General features: G+C 33.4%; 28 protein-coding genes, 1 tRNA gene and 2 riboswitches. Of the genes, 12 read left to right on the forward strand and 17 right to left on the reverse strand.

Translation table 11 applies throughout. From position 1 onward, the window contains the following. Nucleotides 1–140: 140 nt before the first annotated feature. The 3 genes from efp to HP569_RS02590 all read right to left on the reverse strand — a co-directional run bounded on the left by efp (nt 141) and on the right by HP569_RS02590 (nt 2,421). Nucleotides 141–698, reverse strand: coding sequence for an elongation factor P (gene efp / locus HP569_RS02580; RefSeq protein ID WP_182199524.1), 558 nt, complete (start codon nt 696–698; stop codon nt 141–143). Between the two features lie 51 nt (nt 699–749). Further along, the gene (locus tag HP569_RS02585; protein ID WP_182199526.1) at nt 750–1,811 is read right to left on the reverse strand and encodes a M24 family metallopeptidase; all 1,062 of its coding nucleotides are present in this window, start codon (nt 1,809–1,811) and stop codon (nt 750–752) included. Nucleotides 1,812–1,923: 112 nt separating this feature from the next. Then, complete coding sequence (locus HP569_RS02590) at nt 1,924–2,421, reverse strand: YqhR family membrane protein (protein ID WP_182199528.1); 498 nt, start codon at nt 2,419–2,421, stop codon at nt 1,924–1,926. Between the two features lie 208 nt (nt 2,422–2,629). Here HP569_RS02590 and HP569_RS02595 point away from each other — a divergent pair, with 208 nt between their 5' ends. Further along, a complete protein-coding gene (locus tag HP569_RS02595) occupies nt 2,630–3,001 on the forward strand; it encodes an SA1362 family protein (RefSeq protein ID WP_182199529.1) in 372 nt (123 codons plus the stop codon). 24 nt (nt 3,002–3,025) lie between these two features. Here the strand turns inward: HP569_RS02595 and HP569_RS02600 are convergent, their stop codons facing one another. The 8 genes from HP569_RS02600 to mntR form a co-directional block, all read right to left on the reverse strand. Continuing rightward, nucleotides 3,026–3,916 (reverse strand): patatin-like phospholipase family protein, encoded by an 891-nt coding sequence (locus HP569_RS02600; RefSeq protein ID WP_182199531.1) that lies wholly within the window; start codon nt 3,914–3,916, stop codon nt 3,026–3,028. Nucleotides 3,917–4,162: 246 nt separating this feature from the next. After that, complete coding sequence (locus HP569_RS02605; RefSeq protein ID WP_182199533.1) at nt 4,163–4,657, reverse strand: LURP-one-related/scramblase family protein; 495 nt, start codon at nt 4,655–4,657, stop codon at nt 4,163–4,165. A 53-nt stretch (nt 4,658–4,710) separates the two neighbouring features. Beyond that, entirely contained in the window at nt 4,711–5,178 is a 468-nt protein-coding gene (locus HP569_RS02610; RefSeq protein ID WP_182199535.1) for a GNAT family N-acetyltransferase, read from the reverse strand. A 372-nt stretch (nt 5,179–5,550) separates the two neighbouring features. After that, nucleotides 5,551–6,093 carry an MBL fold metallo-hydrolase gene (locus tag HP569_RS14390; protein ID WP_246366874.1) on the reverse strand — a complete coding sequence of 181 codons (543 nt, stop codon included), beginning with the start codon at nt 6,091–6,093 and terminating at the stop codon, nt 5,551–5,553. Between the two features lie 178 nt (nt 6,094–6,271). Further along, on the reverse strand, nt 6,272–6,778 hold the full coding sequence (locus HP569_RS02620; protein WP_182199536.1) for a GrpB family protein: 507 nt from the start codon (nt 6,776–6,778) through the stop codon (nt 6,272–6,274). Between the two features lie 295 nt (nt 6,779–7,073). Next, nucleotides 7,074–7,469, reverse strand: a complete 396-nt coding sequence (locus HP569_RS02625; RefSeq protein WP_182199538.1) for a VOC family protein — start codon at nt 7,467–7,469, stop codon at nt 7,074–7,076. Between the two features lie 174 nt (nt 7,470–7,643). Further along, on the reverse strand, nt 7,644–9,353 hold the full coding sequence (locus tag HP569_RS02630; protein WP_182199541.1) for a DNA-binding protein: 1,710 nt from the start codon (nt 9,351–9,353) through the stop codon (nt 7,644–7,646). Nucleotides 9,354–9,454: 101 nt separating this feature from the next. Continuing rightward, complete coding sequence (mntR, locus tag HP569_RS02635) at nt 9,455–9,883, reverse strand: transcriptional regulator MntR (protein WP_182199542.1); 429 nt, start codon at nt 9,881–9,883, stop codon at nt 9,455–9,457. A 216-nt stretch (nt 9,884–10,099) separates the two neighbouring features. On the opposite strand from mntR, the gene HP569_RS02640 reads away from it, so the two are divergent. Beyond that, nucleotides 10,100–10,495 (forward strand): rhodanese-like domain-containing protein, encoded by a 396-nt coding sequence (locus HP569_RS02640; RefSeq protein WP_182199543.1) that lies wholly within the window; start codon nt 10,100–10,102, stop codon nt 10,493–10,495. 47 nt (nt 10,496–10,542) lie between these two features. On the opposite strand, the gene gcvPB is transcribed toward HP569_RS02640, so the two are convergent. The 3 genes from gcvPB to gcvT are packed head-to-tail and all read right to left on the reverse strand — an operon-like array spanning nt 10,543 to nt 14,466. Next, nucleotides 10,543–12,006 (reverse strand): aminomethyl-transferring glycine dehydrogenase subunit GcvPB, encoded by a 1,464-nt coding sequence (gcvPB, locus tag HP569_RS02645; protein ID WP_182199546.1) that lies wholly within the window; start codon nt 12,004–12,006, stop codon nt 10,543–10,545. Further along, the gene (gene gcvPA, locus HP569_RS02650) at nt 11,993–13,345 is read right to left on the reverse strand and encodes an aminomethyl-transferring glycine dehydrogenase subunit GcvPA (RefSeq protein WP_182199633.1); all 1,353 of its coding nucleotides are present in this window, start codon (nt 13,343–13,345) and stop codon (nt 11,993–11,995) included. Before gcvPA ends, gcvPB begins: the two co-directional genes overlap by 14 nt. Before the next feature lie 17 nt (nt 13,346–13,362). Beyond that, nucleotides 13,363–14,466, reverse strand: a complete 1,104-nt coding sequence (gene gcvT, locus HP569_RS02655; protein ID WP_182199548.1) for a glycine cleavage system aminomethyltransferase GcvT — start codon at nt 14,464–14,466, stop codon at nt 13,363–13,365. A gap of 149 nt (nt 14,467–14,615) precedes the next feature. Beyond that, a riboswitch (glycine riboswitch) is annotated at nt 14,616–14,703 on the reverse strand. Between the two features lie 3 nt (nt 14,704–14,706). Further along, nucleotides 14,707–14,796, reverse strand: a riboswitch (glycine riboswitch). Between the two features lie 145 nt (nt 14,797–14,941). Between gcvT and HP569_RS02660 the strand changes: the two genes are divergently transcribed. Next, nucleotides 14,942–16,606, forward strand: a complete 1,665-nt coding sequence (locus tag HP569_RS02660; protein ID WP_182199549.1) for a DEAD/DEAH box helicase — start codon at nt 14,942–14,944, stop codon at nt 16,604–16,606. Then, the gene (locus tag HP569_RS02665; RefSeq protein ID WP_182199551.1) at nt 16,584–17,399 is read left to right on the forward strand and encodes a YqhG family protein; all 816 of its coding nucleotides are present in this window, start codon (nt 16,584–16,586) and stop codon (nt 17,397–17,399) included. Before HP569_RS02660 ends, HP569_RS02665 begins: the two co-directional genes overlap by 23 nt. Nucleotides 17,400–17,415: 16 nt before the next feature. On the opposite strand, the gene HP569_RS02670 is transcribed toward HP569_RS02665, so the two are convergent. Together HP569_RS02670 and HP569_RS02675 are read right to left on the reverse strand one after the other, a co-directional pair. Further along, a complete protein-coding gene (locus HP569_RS02670; RefSeq protein ID WP_182199552.1) occupies nt 17,416–17,616 on the reverse strand; it encodes a YqzE family protein in 201 nt (66 codons plus the stop codon). Nucleotides 17,617–17,646: 30 nt separating this feature from the next. Beyond that, on the reverse strand, nt 17,647–18,147 hold the full coding sequence (locus HP569_RS02675; protein WP_182199554.1) for a shikimate kinase: 501 nt from the start codon (nt 18,145–18,147) through the stop codon (nt 17,647–17,649). A gap of 292 nt (nt 18,148–18,439) precedes the next feature. Here HP569_RS02675 and comGA point away from each other — a divergent pair, with 292 nt between their 5' ends. The 8 genes from comGA (at nt 18,440) to HP569_RS02715 (ending at nt 22,463) form a co-directional block, all read left to right on the forward strand. Beyond that, nucleotides 18,440–19,432 carry a competence type IV pilus ATPase ComGA gene (gene comGA / locus HP569_RS02680; protein ID WP_182199555.1) on the forward strand — a complete coding sequence of 331 codons (993 nt, stop codon included), beginning with the start codon at nt 18,440–18,442 and terminating at the stop codon, nt 19,430–19,432. Further along, complete coding sequence (gene comGB / locus HP569_RS02685) at nt 19,404–20,450, forward strand: competence type IV pilus assembly protein ComGB (RefSeq protein ID WP_182199557.1); 1,047 nt, start codon at nt 19,404–19,406, stop codon at nt 20,448–20,450. The genes comGA and comGB overlap by 29 nt, the downstream gene beginning before the upstream one ends. Nucleotides 20,451–20,461: 11 nt before the next feature. Then, nucleotides 20,462–20,779: a competence type IV pilus major pilin ComGC gene (comGC, locus tag HP569_RS02690; RefSeq protein WP_182199559.1), complete on the forward strand. Its 318-nt coding sequence runs from the start codon at nt 20,462–20,464 to the stop codon at nt 20,777–20,779. Next, nucleotides 20,776–21,213, forward strand: a complete 438-nt coding sequence (gene comGD, locus HP569_RS02695) for a competence type IV pilus minor pilin ComGD (RefSeq protein ID WP_182199560.1) — start codon at nt 20,776–20,778, stop codon at nt 21,211–21,213. Before comGC ends, comGD begins: the two co-directional genes overlap by 4 nt. Further along, a complete protein-coding gene (locus tag HP569_RS02700; RefSeq protein ID WP_182199562.1) occupies nt 21,203–21,544 on the forward strand; it encodes a type II secretion system protein in 342 nt (113 codons plus the stop codon). Before comGD ends, HP569_RS02700 begins: the two co-directional genes overlap by 11 nt. After that, on the forward strand, nt 21,513–21,944 hold the full coding sequence (locus HP569_RS14585) for a competence type IV pilus minor pilin ComGF (RefSeq protein WP_425501806.1): 432 nt from the start codon (nt 21,513–21,515) through the stop codon (nt 21,942–21,944). The genes HP569_RS02700 and HP569_RS14585 overlap by 32 nt, the downstream gene beginning before the upstream one ends. Continuing rightward, nucleotides 21,886–22,332 carry a hypothetical protein gene (locus tag HP569_RS02710; protein ID WP_182199638.1) on the forward strand — a complete coding sequence of 149 codons (447 nt, stop codon included), beginning with the start codon at nt 21,886–21,888 and terminating at the stop codon, nt 22,330–22,332. Before HP569_RS14585 ends, HP569_RS02710 begins: the two co-directional genes overlap by 59 nt. A 59-nt stretch (nt 22,333–22,391) precedes the next feature. Continuing rightward, nucleotides 22,392–22,463: transfer RNA gene (locus HP569_RS02715), tRNA-Gln, on the forward strand. Nucleotides 22,464–22,504: 41 nt separating this feature from the next. Here HP569_RS02715 and HP569_RS02720 read toward each other — a convergent pair. Beyond that, nucleotides 22,505–23,122 (reverse strand): MBL fold metallo-hydrolase, encoded by a 618-nt coding sequence (locus HP569_RS02720; protein ID WP_182199565.1) that lies wholly within the window; start codon nt 23,120–23,122, stop codon nt 22,505–22,507. Nucleotides 23,123–23,159: the final 37 nt, after the last annotated feature.

Here is a 23,159-nt window from a genome sequence, read left to right on the forward strand (position 1 = left end):
TGCTTTATTGACATTGTATGCTTGTCTGCATGCATTATGACTGAAATAAACAAACCACATCCACAACAAAACGCCAGAACGAATTCCAAACAAAAAAAGTTGCCTATATAGTAGACAACTTTTTTAAATAACTTATTCACTTATGCTCTTGAAACATACTTACCATCACTGGTGCTGATTTGTAACACATCGCCTACGTTAATGAAGAACGGAACTTGTACAATAAGACCTGTTTCTAACGTAGCCGGCTTTGAACCACCACTTGCAGTATCTCCTTTAATACCTGGTTCTGTTTCTGTTACTTCTAATTCTACATTATTTGGTAAGTCTACACCAATTGTTTCTCCTTGATAACTCATGATTTGAACTTCCATGTTTTCTTTTAAAAACTTCAATTGATATTCAATTTGGCTTGCTTGCAATTCTGTTTGCTCATATGTTTCAGTGTCCATAAAGGTATGCATATCACCAGAAGCATAAAGATATTGCATTTTACGGTTATCAATGTGTGCTTTTCCTACTTTTTCTCCTGCACGAAAAGTTTTTTCTTGAATATTACCATTACGAAGGTTACGTAATTTAGAACGAACAAAAGCAGCACCTTTGCCTGGTTTTACGTGTTGAAAATCTACTACTTGCCAAATCGAGTTATCCACTTCGATTGTTAGACCAGTTTTAAAATCGTTAACTGAAATCATTTCATTTCCTCCCTGTTTCTCTCTATTTTAAAAGAATGTATTACCTATGCCTTATAATATAATAAGTTCTTTTGGTGAATGATTCAACCTCTCATTGCCATCTTTCTTTACAATGATGTCATCTTCAATTCTACAGCCACCAACATTTGGTACATATATACCAGGCTCAACCGTAACAATCATTCCCTCTTCTAGCGTTTGATCTGATTTAAAAGAAAGCGCAGGCTGTTCGTGAACTTCTAACCCAAGGCCATGTCCAGTGGAATGCCCGAAATATTCACCATAACCCTTTTCTGTAATATAGTCTCTTGTTAGCGCATCAGCTTGTTTACCAGTCATTCCGGCTTTAATTCCATTAACACCTTTTAATTGAGCTTGAAGGACAGTATCATAGATTTCTTTTAATTGATCTGATATTTCTCCGACTGCTACGGTGCGTGTTATATCTGAGCAATAACCATTATACAAGGCACCGAAGTCCATTGTTACAAGCTCACCATTTTCAATTTTCTTCTCAGAAGCAACACCATGTGGAAGTGCTGAGCGGTAGCCAGAAGCAACAATAATATCAAAACTTGATGAAGTTGCTCCTTGCTTTCGCATATAGAATTCTAATTCATTGGATACCTCTATCTCTGTCACTCCTGGTTTAATAACAGTAAGAATATGTTTAAATGCATCATCTGCTATTTTAGCAGCTTCTTTTAAAATGCTAATCTCATCTTCTGTCTTAATAAGGCGAATTTTTTCAACAAGGCCTTCTGTTGGAACCCATTCTACCTCTGCTTCCTTTGCATATTGCTCATACATCGCATATGTAAGATCTGTTTTTTCAAAACCAACGCGATTAATACCTAGTGTTTTAAATTGACTAGCTACTTCTTTCACTATAGGCTGCTTGTGTTCAACAATTTCAAACGCTGTTGCTTGATCATTCGCTTGTTGTGTATAACGAAAGTCTGTGATTAATAATTCCTTCTCTTCTGTTATTAAGACAATTCCAGCAGTTCCAGTAAAACCAGAAATATATCTGCGATTAAACGGATTTGTAATTAGTAAAGCATCTAAATTGTTTTCACCTAGCATCGATCTAAGTTTTTCGATTTTCCCCATTCTTTTCATTGCCTCCATCATAAATAAACTTATTTTTATAAATATATGTTTGTCTAAGTTTATCATAAATATAGAAATTTGTTTATTTTACAAATAATGTGTTAGAGTTTTATTAAATATTTTTTTTAGAAATACTATCTAAATACTCATAAGAAATGGAATAGCCGATAAATAGACCATATAATATAAAGATACAAATGGTTGTAACGATCGTATCACTATCCAATTGTGTTAAAGGCTTAACATTTGGAAAAATTGGTAAGAGCAGATAAAAAAGTCCTCCCCATAATGCTAAACCAAACAAAATACTAGGCAATAATCCTCTTGTTTTTCTAAGTAATACATAATAAACCATGGCTACTAATAGTGAAATAACTGAAACCGCAAGTATGGAAAGAACATCGGCTAACCAACTATTCGTCCAATCTGCATCCAACCAAGAACGAATGATAAAAGTTGTTGGGGAAACAGTTGTGAAATGAAAATAACTTGCAATCCATGCGATAAAACTCCAAAATATCCCGCCAAAAAAACCTGTTGATAACGTTCTTGATAGCATTGAGGCAGGCTTTTCACGTTTATTTTGTTCTAATTGTTTTTTTGCTCCCATTTTTTGATCACCTCTATCTTATAGAATGAACAAGAAATTCAAAAAATATGCTTGAAATAAAAATTTGAAATGCAACAACTAGATTTTTTGGTATATTATTCATAGAGTACGCTATACTAAGAAATAGATTAAAATGTTTTCGTTTTGGTTTGATAGAATGAAGAAAATATCAATTTGCTATAGTTCATAAATAGAAAGGGTGAAACACATGTTTAGACACAACAAAAAACCAATTTGGTTCTATCTTTTAGTTACCCTGGCTGCTATCGGTTTAATTAGTCAATTACTGACTAACACAACCACTTTTTTTACAACAATTTTAACTATCATTGGATCAGCGGTATTAATATACGGTGTCATTTATTTCCTCTTCTTCAGAAGTAAAAATACAACTGAACTAAAAAAATATAAAAAAGCAGTGAAACAATCAAAGAATAGGAAAAAACAATTTACCGCAATCAATCAAGTTAAAGGTAAAAAGAATAACCTGTCAAAGAAAACGCGTGATCATAAACATGCACCTCATTTACGAGTCATCGATGGTAAAAAAGGAAAAAGAAAAGATCGAGCTACATTTTAATAGCCCGATCTTTATTCTGTTTAATTAATTTGGCCAGTGCTTTAAGAATGATGTCGCTCTAACTTTACCAAAATCAATTAAACGCTGTTTGTCTTTTGCAGAAAGATCCAAATCAGCGACAGTCACATCAGTAACAGGTAAAAATAGAACATCTTCTTGATGCTTAGTAGAAATATATCTTGCATCATGAGCAATTCGCATCGTATCAATTAAATCTTTTGTTAAATCTAACGCATTAGTTATTTTCTTTGCAGGTAGTTGATCATACGAGGCAGTTAATTTCATACCTAATACAGGCCTTTGCTTTTTTTCTTTTTCTTGATCAAAAATCCAGATAGGTAGAGTACTTAGTACAGCACCATCCACCACAACACTTTTTTCTCTGTTGGTATTCATGATTTTCTCCGGTCTAAAAAAATAAGGCAAACTTGCACTCATACGAATCGCTTTAGCTACTAAAAAACTTTCTGGTCTAAGGTTATACAAACGTTCTAAATCGTCTGGTATGACAACTATTTTCCCCAGAGTTAAATCGGCAACCACTACGCGCAAGCTATCTTTCGGTAAATCATGAAAAGTATAAATATTTTTTTTTGCTAAAACTTGATAAAGCCAGTTTTCAAATCGATCACCTTTATACAACCCCATTGTAAAATACAACGATACCCATTTCCAGATTGGGACATATCTTTCTACTAATGAACGATCCATAAATTGATTCATATCTAAATTGATAAATAATTCTTTTATTTCTTTCACAGAATACCCAGCAGCTATCATTCCTGAGACGATAGCACCTGCTGATGATCCAGCAACACGAACAAATGAAAATCCTTTTTCCTCTAATACTTCTAACGCACCAACGTAGGCAAACGCCTTTACGCCACCACCAGAAAAAACACCATCAATTTTCATGACATCGCCCCTCTATTTATATATAGCGGGATTATTATGCGTTTAGAACAACGAAGATCATATTACTTTTTAAAAAGAATAAATATAATGCTATTTATTTAAATAGCATTGAAAAGACTCAAGCATTATTTTTATTTCGATATCATTTGATAGCTTTTTCTTCTATTTTCTTATAGCATTTATTAAAAGTTTTTCTAAAATAGACATATAAGCACGACAATTTAACTCGTCTTATTATTATCAGGTCTAAGAACTGGCAGCAGCTGCAGCATTATCTTGTTGCTTAACAAAGTCAATTGCGACAACTAAAGAGATAATAATATGCTCAAGAGTTTCATCAAATATAGTTACTTCATAAGTATCTCCCCACGCAAACCACTTTTCAACCACTTGACCTACCACCTCACCACGACTCATCACCTCAAAGTTTTTATCCCACCAATCACCTTGCACTTCAATATTTCGAGCGTCTATTCGATAGCGAGCTTTAAAAAAAGAAAACTCTTTTTGAATCGTAATCATTTCTTCTCCATCTACCTCAACGAAAAATTTAGGTAGAAAACTAAATACCTTCTTCGTTATTTTTCCAATTACATTTTCATTAGCATCTATAATCGTAAAAGTTTTTGGAACAGAAAACAAACTACCCTCTATCATATATTTATCTTGGTCACTTTTATTCTTTACTGTAAACTTTCCACCCAAGCTAAACACTTTTTGCCTCATATATAGCTTATTCATATACACACTCCCTTATCGTTTTCTTAATCATATTCTTAAGCGCAATAGTTATTTCAATTTGCGCATTTATACCTCATTTTTAAGAACTCAAAACGACTTCCATTTGTATCTTGCATGAAGGTTTCAATGGATTTAAAGCCTACTTTTTTATAAACCTTAATCGCCCTCTTATTAAAAGTAGCAACCGAAAGAGTTATCTCTCTAGGATTATATTTGGATATGGCATAATCTAATCCAGCTTTTATAAATTCTACACCTAATCCACACCCAGTTAATTCAGGTTTTATTCCTAATCCAACATCAATGAGATCGCCTTCATATTCAAAATAAAAGAACCCAACTTCTTCGCTGTCCTTGGTGACTATAAAATATTTATCTCCACGTTGTACAGGATTTAAGAATTCAGTCAGATCTTCCTCATCAGCTGTCATATTATAAAAAGAGAATTCCCCTTCATATCTCCAGTTGAAAGCAATATTATCTGCTTGCTCCTGAGATAATTTATTAAATTGGTAATCCATGAACATCCCTCCGAGTATATTAAAGAATTATCTGTTAGCTCAGAATCGTTCGTTCACATGTTACACTTTTATCAATTGCGTATCATAGGCGAACTCTATATTTAAACCAGACATTTTCAAATTTCTTTCTAACTCTTTAAAATCATAAAAACTTAACCCATTTGGTTCTTCGATGTGTGTTAAAATCACGCGCTTAGCATCAAGGGTTTTGACAACTTCTAATGTTTCTTTAAAGGTTGCCTCTTCACTAAAAACAGGATGGTCTTTTTGTAATAATCTTTCGCCGTTTAATGGATGAAACTCAAATATACCTACTGGTAATATAGCCAGATCAACTCCTATCAGATCCTTATGAGGTTTCCAATTATTTAATTAATCAGTTGCCACAAGCGCTTTTTTATTTTCATTTTCAATTAAAAAAGCATATACATAATCCTCCGCCAATCTAAATGGAAAGATTTTTGTTTTATTTAGAAATAAATATTCTCCATCTTTCAATTGATTTATGTTAGCAAATCCTTGTGATTCAAAAAAGCTTAAATGTTCATTACTACCAAGAAACGTGTTGAAATCAATATTGACTTGTTCTGGAATATAAACTTCTATTTTCTTATTTCGAGGAGGGTAGTTAATCCAATCAGCACTTAACGATTCGATAATTCTTCGTCCCATTACATGATCTGGGTGCCAATGAGAATATATAACACCTTTCACATCATCAATAGTAGAACGATTGATTTGGTGGTATATATCTTCAGGTGTATCTATCAATAAGTTAGGACCATGTATAAATATACTTGGACCCATTCTACTAAATGGTACTCCTTTATTTCTTGCTTCTTGACAAACATTACAATTACAAAGCGGCCGTGGTATAGTTATCGCACCACCAGTTCCAAGGAATTCAATTTCCAACGAGAACACCCCCTTTTATTATTTTTGCCCTTTTTGTAGGATAAGGACTATATGTCTTGTTCCATATAACAATCGTTTAACAATTTTTTTAAATCTCTCAGTAATATCACTAATTTCTGGAACTATAATTCTTACTTTTTCATAAACATTACTTGATTGAAATTGGAAAAAGTTAGTTTTATGTTCTTGCCAAAACAGATTGAACAAAATTAGTTTTTTGCTCTGCATACTTGTGTTTATTTTGCTTATTCATCTCTGACAGTTCAATTTTTAATTTTTGATATTCGATTCTTGTACTATCATTGCTACGTAAGTAATCTCTAAAACTTAATTGTTCTAATAAGTACTTATTTCCAGCTTGATACATATGAATTTGATGTGTCCTCGGTTCTCCTTTAATAAAGTAATGCCTATCTGGCAGGATATTAATTCCTTTGTAAGTGTAACCTAAACATTCTAAATGATGAGCGCAACACTCACCATCATCAAACTCTTTAATCTCTATAGCGATATCAATAATTGGCTTGGCACTTAATCCTTTTACAGCTGTGCTGCCAATATGATGAATATTCACAACAGATTTTCCTATTTTATTTTGAATACTCTCTTTTTCTAGTAAAAACTCCTTTGACCATTCTTTAGTCCAAGGCATTAGAAATACCTCACCACTTGGTAATCCAAGCATTGTATTGCCCTCCTTACCATGACTTTATTTAAGTATCTGGCACGTGACGTGTTTAAATTATGTTATTTCTTTAATGATCAAACTCTAGATATGTAAAGCTAAATTTGATTTTCCATTATTTACACATTACAACAATATTCTAACACATGAATCGTTCTGATTTATTAATTATTTCGATTTTTCTATAATTATTTTCCGTAAATACAAAAAAGACGCATCACCTTTTTGGTATAGCGTCCTTAATCCATCTCATTTCTTATTCCCAAAAAATTTTTACTCCATTATTACGCTGCCATCAAGGTGCTACTAGTTCCACTTTGATCCTGTCTGGGTCTTCAAAAAAAACAGCGTAATAATTATCTCCACCAGCAAATGGGTGTTGCTTAGTATAGAGTATAGTAATTCCTTTATCCTTCAATCTGTTTGTTATTCCATCGACATGACTACGAGAGTCAGCATGAAAAGCTAAATGATTTAAACCGACTCGACATCTATGGTATGGAACATCAAGAAACTTTTCCTCCGTTTGCACAAAGACAATATAGGTAGCTCCCAATTTCCAGCTTTGTCCGCTGTCCCATTTCTGAAAAGTACTATATCCAAGCTCTTCAAGAAGCCATCCCCAGAATTCAACTGATCTATTTAGATCCGATACATATATTTCTATATGATGAAGTAATCCCTTCCCCAAAGAATGTTCCCCCTCGTTTCACAAAAGTTTAAACATGTTGCGATAAAATAGGCAGATTACACAATCAGAGCCAAGATTATCAAAGTAGTACTGTTAACTTTTAAAATAAATATTAATCCGTTGTAGAATCATCCTTAAATTCCACAACGGAGCACTGTTACTATTTGTATTACCTTAATCGGTCAGACCTTTAATTTCAATGCTTTCAACTGATCCTGTTGCACCATCTCTAATTTTCACTTCCATATTAACTGTATCTCCTTTATTTAAGAAGATAGCCTTAGGTTCAATCGTTGTGTTTACAGTATAAATGATTGGATCATTTTTTAATATAAATTGAACAATTTGAATGTTATCGCTTGTTGAAACTAGCACACGATCTATTTCGCCTTCAACTTTTACGATCTCTGCTCCATCACTTGAATTTACAAAGCCAGGGTTCTGTTGGAGCGCAATCCGATAATTTTTTAATGTTTGATTTGCTGTTTCACCAAACACAACAAAATCAGAATCAGCAGCATTAATGTATGCATATTTCTTAAACAAACCATTTGGATCTAACACATTAACTACCCATGTTGCATTCCCATCAATGTTATATAAAATTGGCATCGAACCTTCCCAATTCTTTTCAGGAAATTCTTTATTTACAATTTGCTTGGCACCTTCACTATCCATAATTCCATTATTCATTTCGCCATTAAAATAAGTTAGCTCACCTGTTCTTGCATGGATCATGGTATAGCCTAGAGCTGAATCAATGTTTTCTTTTGGTGATGTCATATCTGTAAAATAATACATTTCACCATTTTCACCGAATACTGGTGTTACACTTTTTTCTGTTCCTGACTCATTAGGAATACGCACATCTTTTTTACCAAACTTACTATTAAACCAACCATGCACATACTTTCCATAATATTCATTTTGTAAAGAAGCTATTTCTGAACTAACTGAACCTTCAATAAACGCTGGTGCTTCTTCTGTATCATACAGGGAGACTTCTCCACTATTCGGGTCCACTACAGCTACTTTTAAATCGTTTAAATTCGGCTTATCTGTGATTGTCAACGTTTTATATAACGTTTGGACATACCATGTTTTTCCATCTTCATCTACTTCTATTTGCGCTTCTCCACTTTGTACATAATGAGGATATTTATCATATATCACTCGTTGTACATTTTTGTGGAAATAACTAGAGTTGGTATACTGCATTTTGTTTGAAATGAACTCTGGCTGAGCATTTACATTAGTAGCTGATATTGTAAAATAGCCTTCTGTTTCTTGGCCACGAACAAATTTCCAAAATCCTGTAAATTCCAATGGTGCGACATATACAATATCCTCTTTGATTTTTTGGACTTGAAGCTTGCCTAAATCATAGAATTGTGGATTTGGAACAACACTCATCGCTTTTTGCATTTTATTTCGAGCAGATTCTGGAGCCACAGCTATTGGAGTATCATCCTTACTTAATGGCTCTGCTTGATCTTTTTCTTCTGTCTTAATGGAATCATGCACGTTATCTAAGCTAAAGATTCCATATAGGTATGTTGCAGGAACAGCCAAGATTAGTAATCCAACAATGATAAAAAATCTACTATAACGTGCCTTGATTGTAGCTTTGCCACCAGTCAGCAAGAGGTAGATCAATGGTAAGGTTATTGCTGCCGTGATCAAGTTTAATACCAACATATTCGGTACGATAATACTTGGCATAATGACATATATGTTTACGAAGAACAATATAAAGATTACTAAAAGCAAAATAAAACTCTGTTTCACTTTATTTGCCTTTGGTTTATGTTTCAAAAATATAATAATGATAAAACTTAATGCTAATACAAAAGATAATCCTGTTGTTATTAATGCGCCAATCATTTTAATGTCCCCTTTATTTTATCTTAAATAAATATACGTTCATCTTATGAAAAAAGTTTCAATAAAAAAACCGAGTAGCTACCCGGTATTTTGAAAAACAACTATTTTAATGTTTCATCCGCTTCTTTATGTAATTGCTTGAGTGCTTCAATTGCTTGTGGAGTCTTTTCTAAATACTGAACAAGGTCACCAATTCGATCAATTGAGTTCCAGCTTAAATGGTGTTCAATTCCCTCAACATCTTGATAAATATTTTCTTTTTCAACGCCGATTAATTCTAAAAACTGCTCAAGTAATTCATGACGATATACTAATCTTTTGCCAATTTTCTTCCCTTGTGTTGTTAAAATTAACCCTCTATATTTTTCATAATTTAAATATTCATCTTTATCCAGTTTCTGAACCATTTTAGTAACGGAGGACGGATGAACGTCAAGTGCCTCAGCTATATCAGATACTCTAGCGTATCCTTTTGATTCAATTAATATATATATTTGTTCTATATAATCTTCCATACTTGGTGTTGGCATAGTAATCCTCCAATTCTTATTGCTCCATGTTCCTATTAAAAATCATACAACAGTTTCTCTTATGGCACAAGCGAATTAGTACTCAATCCAAATTTCAACTATACACTTCAATAAAGTCAATTATATTAAAATATTACTTTATATAGTGAAATTCTTTTAAAAAATGTTATAATCGTCATATACTATATATAGAATGATCAAAAAGGGGAAGTATTTATGAACGAATGGTTTTTAATTATAGGTCTGTTAGTTGCGTTTATTTTATTTACTGTCTTTAGATATCTTAAGCAAAGAAAGATACTCACAACTCTTACAGAAGAAGAGTTTCGTAAAGGCTATCGCAAAGCACAGCTAATTGATGTTCGCGAACCTAAAGAATTTGACGGTGGTCATATTCTAGGTGCTCGAAATATTCCAGTAACTCAATTAAAGCAACGCATGAAAGAATTAAGAAAAGATCAACCAATTTATTTATACTGTCAGAGTGGATCTAGATCAGCTCGTGCTGCAATGTTGTTAAACAAACATGGTTACAAAGATTTGTTTGACTTACAAGGCGGCTATAAAAAATGGACAGGTAAAATTAAAATGTCAAAAAAACCTAATTATTAATATAAAACAGGTGTTTCATTATTAGAAACACCTGTTTTATTTATTTTCTAAGACTCGAATTCATATTTTACTATTGGCTTTCTTGCTGCCAATGTTTCGTCCATTCGTTTCACTACTGTTGTATGTGGTGCTTCTTGTACTAACTCCGGTTGTTCCTTTGCTTCTTGATCAATCGATAATAATGCATCTACAAAAGCATCTAACGTTTCTTTGGACTCGGTTTCTGTCGGTTCAATCATCATTGCTTCAGCCACATTTAACGGAAAATAGATCGTTGGAGGGTGATACCCATAATCCAATAAACGTTTAGCAATATCTAATGTGCGAACTCCTAATTTCTTTTGTTTTTTTCCTGATAAAACAAATTCATGTTTACAATGCTGTGTAAACGGAAGATCAAAAGTAGATTCTAACCTTCTCATAATATAATTTGCATTCAAAACGGCATACGTACTTGCTTTTTTCAATCCTTCTGCTCCCATCGTGCGAATGTACGTATACGCACGAACATTGATGCCAAAGTTCCCAAAATAAGGTTTCACTCTACCAATTGAATTAGGACGATCATGCTCTAAGACATACATATCTTCCCGCTTATTAACGATTGGACTAGGCAAAAACTCTTCCATTTCTTTTGATACCCCAACTGGACCAGAGCCTGGGCCGCCTCCACCGTGAGGACCAGTAAATGTTTTATGCAAATTCAAATGAACAACATCAAATCCCATATCACCAGGTCTAGTATAGCCCATGATTGCATTAAGATTTGCACCATCGTAATAAAGCTTTCCACCTGATCCATGTACAATTTTTGCAATCTCGGTAATTTCTTTCTCAAACAGACCTAACGTATTAGGATTAGTAAGCATCAGTGCCGCTGTATCATTTCCTACAACGCGTCGCAAATCATCTAAATCTACTAAGCCTTGCTCATTTGTTTGTACTGTTACTGGATCAAATCCTGCTACCGCTGCTGATGCCGGGTTTGTTCCATGTGCTGAATCAGGAATAACAACTTTTGTTCGTTGATGATCACCATTTTTCTCATGAAAAGCTCTAATCATCATCAAGCCAGCCCATTCTCCATGTGCACCAGCTGCAGTTTGAAGGGTAAAACGATGCATTCCAGTAATTTCTTCAAATGACGTTTGCAAATCATACATAATTGCCAATGCGCCTTGAACAGTTTCTGTTGATTGGTAAGGATGGATGTAGCTTAAACCTTCTAACCTAGCAACATCTTCGTTGAGCTTTGGATTATATTTCATTGTACAAGAGCCTAACGGATAAAAACCAGAATCAACACCATAATTACGTTTTGATAAATTGGTGTAATGTCGTATCAACTGCAATTCACTAATTTCCGGCAACTCAGGAGATTCTTTTCTTAAATAAGTTGAATCTACAATTGAATCTAAATCTGTCTCTTCCACATCCAATTCAGGTAAAGAGTAACTCACTCTACCTTGTTTGCTTAATTCAAATAATAGAGGATGATTATTGGTTGTCATTTGCTTCACCTACTTCCTTAACAAAGTTTTCGATTTCTTCTTTTGTTCTCATTTCGGTAACTGCAACTAACATACATTTTTCATATTTTGCATCTATCTTTCCTAGATCAAATCCACCTAACATACCTTTTTCTAGCAATCTATGATTTACATTTGAAACCGAATCTTTTAGCTGGATAACAAATTCATTGAACATTGGTCCATCAAAGAGTATTGGGACACCACTGTTTTGAAAAGCTCGTTTAGCAAATTGAGTCTTTTGCATATTTTGATATGCCATTTCTTTTAGACCCTTTTTACCTAATGCACTCATAGCTACAGAAGATGCTAAAGCATTTAAAGCTTGATTGGAACAAATGTTGGATGTTGCTTTTTCACGTCTAATGTGTTGTTCCCTTGCTTGAAGTGTTAGAACAAATCCGCGTTGACCATCCTCATCTACAGTTTGCCCAACTAATCTTCCTGGTACTTTTCTCATCCATTTTTTCTTCGTTGCAAAGTAGCCACAATGAGGCCCGCCATACTGAGCTGGAATACCAAACACTTGGGTATCTCCTACAACGAAGTCCGCACCAAGATCTCCTGGTGGGGTAAGCATTCCTAATGACAGTGGGTTACTTGAAACAACAAACATTGTTTTTGTGTCTTTTATCATTTCATTTATTTCAGCTAATGGTTCGATTTGACCAAAGAAGTTAGGATATTGCACGATGACACTTGATACTGTTTCATCTAGTAAGCTAGCCAACTCAACAGAGTCAGTCATGCCATTCTTCTCTGGTATTTCGATTATCTCTAAATCGTGACCATTGGCATACGTATACATTACTTCAAGTGATTCTGGATGAATCGCTTTAGAAACAAGTACTTTTTTCCGCTTTGTTTGTGCTGAACTAATTGTCATTGCTTCAGCTAATGCTGTCGCTCCATCATACATCGATGAATTTGCTATATCCATCGCTGTTAATTGACAGATCATTGTCTGGAATTCAAAAATTGCTTGTAGTTCTCCTTGAGAAATTTCTGGTTGGTAAGGCGTGTAGGCTGTATAAAATTCTGACCTTGAAATAATATGATCTACAACAGATGGAATATAATGATCATATACACCCGCACCTAAAAAAGAGGCATGTGATTTCGTTGTTACATTTTTATTCGCTAATTGTGTTAATTCATTCAATAGTTTCGTCTCACTATATGGTGGAGTAAGATTTAATTCCCTTGTTAATCTAATCTCTTTTGGAATATCAGAAAATAAATCCTCCGTGCTCGATATTCCTATAGTTTGTAACATGTCTTGCTCATCTTGTTTTGTCATTGGTAAATAACGAAAGTTCATCCCCATCTCCCCTTCTCCTAACCTTTTTTATAAAAAGGTGTTTTTATTACTTTCGCTTGCAAATACTTATTTCTTATTTTGACGGTTACGATTGTTCCCTCTTCTGAAAAGTCTTTGTCTAACAATGCTAAACCGAGATTCTTATCAAGTGTTGGTGCACTCGTTCCACTTGTAACAAAACCAATACACGTATCACCATCATAAACAGGATACTCATGTCGTGGAATACCTCTATCAATCATTTCGATGCCAACTAATGTACGAGTTACCCCTTGTTCTTTTTGCTTGTGTAACACGTCCTTCCCGATAAAATCATTTGGTTTATTCGTCTTCACAGCAAAACCTAATCCTGCTTCAATCGGCGTAATTGCTTCAGACAATTCATTACCATATAACGGTAAGCATGCTTCAAAACGTAATGTGTCCCTTGCCCCTAAACCTATTGGGGAAATTCCATCTGGTTCTCCACTTTCTAAAAGCTTTTCCCACAGAACTGTCCCACTTGTTGACTGTATATAAATTTCAAAACCATCTTCACCAGTGTAACCAGTTCTAGCAACCAGCGCTTGATCTTTTACACCCTCAAATACAACGTCTTGCTTAAATGAAAAGAAACCAATTTCAGACAGATCTTCTTCCGTTATTTTCTGTAATACTTGCTGTGCCTTAGGTCCTTGAATAGCCAATTGCACATAATGTTTGGACATATCTGTAATCTCAACATCTTCCTGCTTATGCTCCAACAACCAGTTTAAATCTTTTTCGTGATTAGCTGCATTCACAACTAATAGATATTTTTGCTCTTCTAATTGATAAATAATTAAATCATCTATTGTTCCGCCATTTGGATAACACATGAACGTATACTGTGCTTTGTTTGGCTTGATTAGCGACAAATCATTAGTACACATTTGCTGCAGAAACGACAAGCTTCCCTTACCCGAAACAACAATTTCCCCCATGTGAGACACATCGAACAACCCAACAGCATTACGGGTAATGCTATGCTCCTTTTTTATTCCGTCGAATTGAACAGGTAGTGCCCAGCCACCAAAATCGATCACTTTTGCTTGATATTTTTGATACAACGGATACAGTGGTGTTTGCTTTAAATCTTTCATACCATCACGCCCCTCCCCTAATGATTCTTTTGTAGTTTTCTTTTATATTAAAGTCTATTCCCTTTCTGTTCAGAACCATGCATAAGCTGAGCAGAAAGATAAGACCCTACTAAAAAAAGGACAGAGAAATCATCTAAATTAAATGATTTCTCTGTCCTTTTACCAGAAAGTTTCGCCCAAATAAAAAGTAGGCATGCTTCTTGGGTAGTTTATAGCTACTATAAACATTCTCCAGAGTTGCGTTAAATAAAAGTCTTTTTGCCTGAGAGATTCGCATCATATTGCTTGCTCCTTCGGCGGCACTAAAGTGCTCTCTCCTTTTATCATCATCCGCTTGTAATTTTGTTTTAATTGGGAATACTAGCTAATAATCAGCTAGATAAGTAATTTGAAATTTTCTATATTATAACATACATATTTGTAATAAAACTAAACTCTTTAAAAAATCAGAAGATAATGTTCAGGAGCTGAAAGAATGAATATTCAATTGATGCAAGATCAGTCTTTTCTAAATGCATTACAAGATAATATAGCGAAAGAACAATCTCTTTCAAGTTGGGAGCTTTTTTTATTATCTTATCAAGCAGCAGAAACAAATCAAATAAAAGATGCGAAGAAACTAGTAACACCTGATTTATTACCTCACATGACATTTTTATCACATCAATTAGATTGTGTGAAACAAGTTGTTGAACAAATGAATGGACGTGCAATTTTAGCGGATGAAGTTGGTTTAGGGAAAACAATTGAGGCGGGATTATTATTGAAAGAATATATGATTCGTGGTTTAGTAAAAAAGGCGTTAATTTTAGTCCCCGCTTCTTTAGTCAATCAATGGGCAACAGAGCTCACACAAAAGTTTTATATTCCTGTCGTAACTTCAAGAAAACGACCCGTTTGGGACCAAGATAATATTATGATTACCTCCATTGATTTAGCAAAGCGAGAACCGCACCGTAGCATTATACTTGAACAACAATATGATTTCGTTTTAGTAGATGAGGCACATAAATTAAAGAATCACCAAACAAAGAGTCATCAATTTATTCGGGCGATCAAAAAGAAATACTGTTTGCTGTTAACTGCTACGCCTATTCAAAACAAATTAAGTGATATTTTTAATTTAGTATCTATTTTAAAGCCAGGTTACTTAGGTGATTTTAAAACTTTCTCAGAAAAATTCGGGAAAAATAATAAAGCACTTGAAAGTGATTTACATTTAAAACAGCTTATCAAACAAGTGATGGTTCGAAATCGAAGAACAGATACAGGATTAGAATGGACAAAGCGTCATGTGGAGACAGTTTGGATAGATTTTTCAAAAGAAGAAATGGAAACGTACGAAACTTTAAAAGAACTGACATCAGAAAAAGCTTCTTTTACAAAAATTACTTATTTACGTGAGTTATGCTCATCACGTGAAGCTTGTTATTTATCAATTAAAAAAAATACGAAGCAAGATAGTGAGCATTACCAAGGTTATGCTTCATTATTAGAAAAGATTGAAACACTACCTCAACATGCTAAAGCGAATAAAGTCGTTGAATTAGTAAAATCCATTAATGATAAATGTATTATCTTCACAGAATATCGAGCAACACAAATATATTTGCAATGGGTCTTACAACAACATGGAATTACTTCTGTTCCTTTTCGTGGTGGCTTCAAACGCGGTAAGAAAGATTGGATGAAACAACTCTTTGAACAGAAAGCACAAGTTTTAATTGCTACAGAAGCTGGTGGCGAAGGAATAAACCTACAGTTTTGTAATTACATGATTAATTATGACCTACCGTGGAATCCGATGCGTTTAGAACAACGTATCGGTCGTATTCATCGTTATGGTCAAAAAAAAGATGTTCACATATATAATTTTGCAATTAGAAATACAATTGAATCACACGTTTTACAGTTACTATACAATAAAATCGGTCTATTTGAACGGATCATAGGAAATTTAGATGCAATATTAGCAGACCTTGAACTAACTAACATGGATAAAGAGTTAGAACAAATTTTTCTTCAATCACAATCTGAAGGAGAAGCAAGAATTAAATTAGATAATTTGTCTGCGATTATAACAAACCATTTACCCCAATTAGAACAGGAGAATGAATATGGGAATCAAGAATCTTCATGATTTTTTATATACTTTTTTCACAGAAAATCAATGTGAGATTGTACACCAAACAGATCAAGATTTAAAAATTCAACTCTCAGCAGAGCTAGATGAACAGTTAATGAATCGACCGTTTTACTGGCAGTACGTTAAAAAAATGGGCTTAGAGGGCGAACCTTCTAGCCTTTACCTCACCGTTGATCCCAATCAAAAGCAAGAGGAAGATAAAAACAACTATGAATTTGTTCATTTTGGTAGTCCACGTTTACAACAAATATTTCGAATCCTTTCATCAAAGGGAAAATACGTTAAATTATATCAAACTGTAGCAACTACAGAACATACGCCACTTATTCCTTGGCTGGTACTAAATTTAAAAATCAGTTATATAGGGAAAGACAAAAGAGAAGTGTTAAAGTCAATTGGTATTAATATGGTTAATGGCGCTATTATTAATCAATTTATTCACGCCATAAAACATATAGAGTGGGATGTGAAAACCGCTGATTTTTGCTATACGGTTACTCCTTTAATTCAATTAAAACATAGCTATCAAAGGATTATGCAATTAATAGAAAACATGTTGCAGCAAGAACAACATGAGTGGGCAGCTGCATCATGGAAGCAAATGGAGAAAGAAAAGAACTTATTAAAGCAATTTTATCAATCGGATGATGAAGGTTATCATAATCACTATGAGGAGGAATTAGAAGCGATTGAATCGATGTATCAACCTAAGATTGATATTTCTGTTGTGAATGGTGGTTTATTTTTCATTACCCAACAGACTAGTTTCAAATTACTGCATTCTTAATATTATCACCCGCCTTCTAACGGCGATGGTTATTTCTTTTAAGCCACACATGTAAAGAAAAAGGGACTAATCCAAACCAATTACTTGATAAGAAAAATTGTGATTCTTTCTTCTTAGCTTTTTTTTCAAGCTTGTATTGTTCCCTTTCTTCTTTTGGCATTTCAGCATATTTGACAATTTCTGTTGTAAGGTATTTTACAATATCATTCCCAGACATAAAGATCATCTCCTTTATGCTTAGAATGCCCTACTCTACTCTTTTTATAAGTTTAATAATTTCTTCTACAATCTCATATGTATCCTTTTGATCTGTGTGTACGACATATTTACTTGCCTCGACATACTTGCTTTCTCTACGTGCCAATAAACTTTCTTTGTCTCTTGATTGATCATTCCAAATTGGTCGATTTTGATCAAATGTTAATCTATTAACAATCTCAGTCCAACTAGTCTTTAAATAGATTACTTTTTTATCAGATAACCACTCTATATTAGCTGGCAATTCGATTATGCCACCACCAGTAGCGATTATTGTGTTCTTTTGATTTGTCTTGGTTAACATATTTTGTTCATAGTTTCGAAATACTTCTTCACCATAATCAGCAAATATCTTCTTAATCGGCATTTGATAATAAGCTTCCACCATTTCGTCAGTATCTTGTAATGTTAATCCAAGTTTTTTAGAAAGAAGTTTTGCAACTGTTGTTTTTCCACTTCCCATAAAACCAATTAAATAAATACTTTTCAATGCACTTCCCCCATTCTTATTCAATCCTTTGCATACTCTCATTCACTACTTGCATATTAATAGTGAGAATTTTGTTTATTATAGCATGGATCATTCATTCTTTCTAAAATTCAAAATATTTTTTTCTGTGGCATTTTATACTGTGAAATTAAAATATGAACTAGTTAAATTTATAAAATCAATATAATAAACGAGGCTAAATGTTGCATTCACCTTAATAATACTCCATTATTCTATGTTGCTTTTTAGAATTTTGATTTGTATAGTATAGTTTACAAGGAGGGAAAAAGATGTGAATAATGTATCTGTTTTTTCAAAAAAAATCTTGTATGAAGCATTAGACAACTGTGCTTCTGACATACATTTTTGCCCATTCTTATCAATTGTTAAGATCTATTTTCGAGTACATGGAGAAAGGGTATTTTATAAAGAAATTAGTATTGGACAATATGACAAGCTAATTAGTTATTTTAAATTCTCAGCAGGAATGGATATCGGTGAGAAAAGAAAACCACAAAACGGCGCGATTCTAATAACCTACAAAAATAAATCAATTGCTCTTCGTATTTCCTCATTACCAGTCCATCAATCTGAAAGTCTAGCCATTCGGCTATTACCACAAAATGATAACACCTCGCTTAATCAGCTGTTTTTGTTTCAATATCAATTAGATAAGATAAAAAAATGGATCGGACATCGTTCAGGAGTAATCCTATTTACTGGACCGACAGGCAGCGGAAAAACTACCACATTATATGCTTTGCTGCAAACCCTTCTTAAAGAGCAATCCTTTCAAACAATTACATTGGAAGATCCAATCGAAAAAGAAATAAAAGACCTACTACAAGTACAAGTGAATGAAAAAAGTGGTGTAACCTATCAGGTTGGCCTTAAAGCAGCACTGAGACATGACCCTGACATTATTATGGTTGGAGAAATAAGGGATGAGAAAACGGCTCAATTTGTTTTTCATGCTGCATACACCGGTCATTTAGTATTATCTACCTTACATGCAAAAAATGCTTTTGGAACTATCTATCGTCTGAGGGAAATGGGAATTAATCAAACAGACCTAGCCCAAAACTTAATCGCTGTAGCCTCCTTAGAGTTACTACCAATTTTAATTAAAAATAGAACCCCTTCACGTGGTGCAATATTGGAGCTGTTAGAAGGAAATACACTTCAAGAAGCTATTAATGAACAGATAATTACGAAGCGTTCCTTTCACACTTTTAACCAATTGAGGAGGAAAGCTTATGCTTATGGATTTACAGACAAAATTTAAGCCAAAAAAATTGTCATCGTCTGAACAAAATCGTTTTCTCATTAGGCTAACCCGTTTATTAGAGCAAGATTATCCACTCATAGATGCGCTATACGCGATGCAATGGAATCATCATTGGCGACAGCCAATTTCACAAATGGTTGATGCTTTAAAAAACGGAAAATCAATGGATACCGCATTGGAAGAAGCGAAATTTGATACAAAAATTATTTCCTTTCTATATTTTGCAAATGCACATGGAGATATGAAAAAAGCGCTTAAACAAAGCGTTGAATTATTAGAAAAGAATAGTGTATTGTTTGTAAAATTCAAACAAGCCATTCGCTATCCAATTGTTTTATTTATCATGTTTATTTGTTTGCTTTATTTCATAAAAACCTCTGTTTATCCTGCTTTCATTCAACTTTTTCAAACTACCTCATACGCTTCTACATTTACTCTGGGATCATTACAAGTAATTAATGTGTTTTTAAACATTTTTATCATTTTTATTTTACTTTTTATAGCTAGTCTACTCATATGGGCCTTGATAAAAAGTAAATACAATATCCAAACAAAAATAGCAATTTATAGGCGCATACCTTTGATTAAAAGACTACTTCAGCTTTACAACACATTTCTATTCTCCCTACATTTAAGTTCATTATTACACGCTGGGTTATCACTAAAAGATAGTCTTAATGTTTTAACAAAACAAACACATCATCAAGTACTAAGTTATTATTCCCATCAAATCCTGGACCATTTTGCAGCTGGACAACAGATGACAACCATATTACCTTCTTTACATTTGCTACACAGAGATATCGATGTGGTTTTTCAAAAAAATAGCAACACATCAGATATTGCTGTTGATTTGCATGGGTATGCAGATTTTTTGTTAGAGCGTTTAGAAAATATGATAAAAAGAACCATTTCATTGATTCAACCATCATTTTTTATAATTATGGGGATTAGTATCATCTTTATATATTTCTCATTGTTATACCCTATGTTCCAACTAATTCAAACTATTTAGGAGATGATGTAATGAAAAATCAAAAAGGATTTACGTTAATCGAAATGTTAATTGTTCTAACGATTATTACAACATTATTAATTTTATTAATTCCTAACCTAGCAAGTAAAAACGAAGATGTACAATCCCAAGGTTGTAATGCATTAAAACAATTAACAGAAAATCAATTACAATCATATGTCATGGATTACGGAACATATCCTGCTTCAGTTAGTACCTTAGTCGAAAAAGAATACATCCAATCAGATACTTGCTCAAATGGAAAAAAGAAGCTCACCTTTGATCAAGCTGGTAATAATGAAATAATTATTGTAGACAATGAAGGATGAATAAAAGAAATGGGTTTTCATTAATAGAAGTTCTTATTGTACTAAGTTTACTAACAACCCTTCTTTTTATTGGCGGTTCTATTCAATATCGCACGTATGATACCTATCAATTTAAACAATGGTATGCTTTATTTGAAAGCGATTTATTACGATTACAACAAAACACCATGTCATCAACAAATAACTCATATTTATTGATTAGACCTAACGATAACAGTTATGAAGTTCGAAATAGTACTACTGAGAAGCCAATTATTAAACGTTCTATTCCAAAAAATTTAAAGATTCGGCTATATTCATTTAATAATCCACTCTCTTTTTCTAAAAGTGGAACAATCAAAAACCCAGGTAAGTTCCAAGTTATGTCTAAATATTCCAAGTGGGAAATTATTTTTCCACTTGGTAAAGGAAGAAGTTATATCAATGAGTTATAATGACCAACAAAAAGGATTTGTTTTAACGGAAGTGATTATAGCTTTTAGTTTAATTATTATTTTATCCACTAGTGTAATTCCTATATTCTATCAAATCGGGATAGAGCAGAAAAATTTATATGATAAAAGAGAAATTCAATCTCACCTCCATGATCAATTAATTATCAATGCGAGTAATGATTCGACTGCGAATATATATAAAACAATTAAAGTAAAACAAACAGAAGTAAGGATTACCTTATCTTTTGAAGAACCTTTGTGGAAAGGGTGTGCAAATTGGATCGATGCCAAAAATAAAAATGAGGAAATCTGTTTATTTTATTATCCATAAAAATCAAAGCGGTTTTTCTTTAGTAAATACATTTTTTTCTTTAGTGATTATAAGTTCTATTTTAGTTTTTATCCCCTCGATTTACCAGTTATTAGATACGCGAAATTATACAAACGAATTATCTATCCGACAATTTTTCCATGTATTAAATGATGAGATTCAGACGCAAACTTTCGACCATCATACAAATAACACCATTCATTTAAGAAAGAGGACTAACGAAAAGGTTACTATATCATTATATGGAAGTGTAATCCGTCGGCAAGTAAATCATACGGGACATGAAATATTAGTTAGAGATATTAGAGATTTCAACATAAAAACCGTAAAGAATGGTATTCATGTTACTATTACTGCACTATCTGGGGACTGCTATGCGAAGACAATTTCAATCGATTAATATACTTAATAATGAAAAAGGGTTTCTCTTCCCCTACACCGTTTTTATTGCAACACTTTTACTTCTCGCGACAATAACAACAATTTCACTTTTAGAAGGTAATCAAAAAATGACTGTCTATCAATTGGAGCAAGTTGAATTAGAAACATTGAGACAATTGTCATCAACTGCTCTTGAGAAGGAATGGATTAACGATAATTTAGAGTTGCCATTCTCATCGAGAAACTATCAATTTCCAAATGGAAACGCAACAATCTTCTATCGATCACATGACGAAAAAAACCTACATTTATCTATAAAAACAATAACAGCTAAACATGCAGAAAAAGTATGGTTAGTTACTATCCCATTGCCCCTTGAAATACCAAATTTAGATGATTCACCTTAAAAAATGTAATTTAATAATGCATATTATGTAATGTTTTACTTAAACTATAATTAATTCAGTGGGCTATAGCCAAGTGGTAAGGCAGCGGATTTTGATTCCGTCATTCGTTGGTTCGAATCCAGCTAGCCCAGTTACAAAGAAGAGATGCAATTTGATTTGCATCTCTTCATCGTTATAGGAATGGATTTGTTTTCTTCTCTTGTGCAAGAGTCGTTGCCGGACCATGACCTGGGAACACGGTATAATCATCAGCTAAAGAAAATAATTTATATTTAATGCTATCAATTAATGTAGCATGATCTCCACCTGGAAGATCTGTTCTTCCTATTCCATTTTGAAACAAACAGTCGCCAGCAATGACACTGCTTTTATCTTCAAATACAAAGCTAACCCCGCCTGGAGAATGTCCTGGTGTATATAAAACATTAAAACGAAATGACCCAATTTCCATTGGTCCTTCATCAAAGTAATAATCTGCTGGTCGACAGCTAACATTGTCGACAGGAAATAGGCCAGATCCGTTCAAATCAGGTGAGCTTAACCAATCCTTCTCCAATTCATGTACATACACTGGAATATCATAAATATCTCTCAGCTCATCAACAGCCCCAATATGATCAAAATGTGCATGTGTAAGTAAAATTGCTGAAAGTTTAACATCATTTTTCTTTAACCAATGATTAATTATTTCCACATCACCACCTGGATCAATCATTAATCCCCTACCATTATCATGAACGATATATCCATTTGTACCTAATTGCCCTAGAGACAAACCTTTAATATTCAAAACTTGTTCACCCTTTTTAAATTATGTTTTAAAAACC

Origin of the sequence: Paraliobacillus salinarum, from assembly GCF_014083865.1 — a bacterium.
Classification (GTDB): domain Bacteria; phylum Bacillota; class Bacilli; order Bacillales; family Amphibacillaceae; genus Paraliobacillus; species Paraliobacillus salinarum.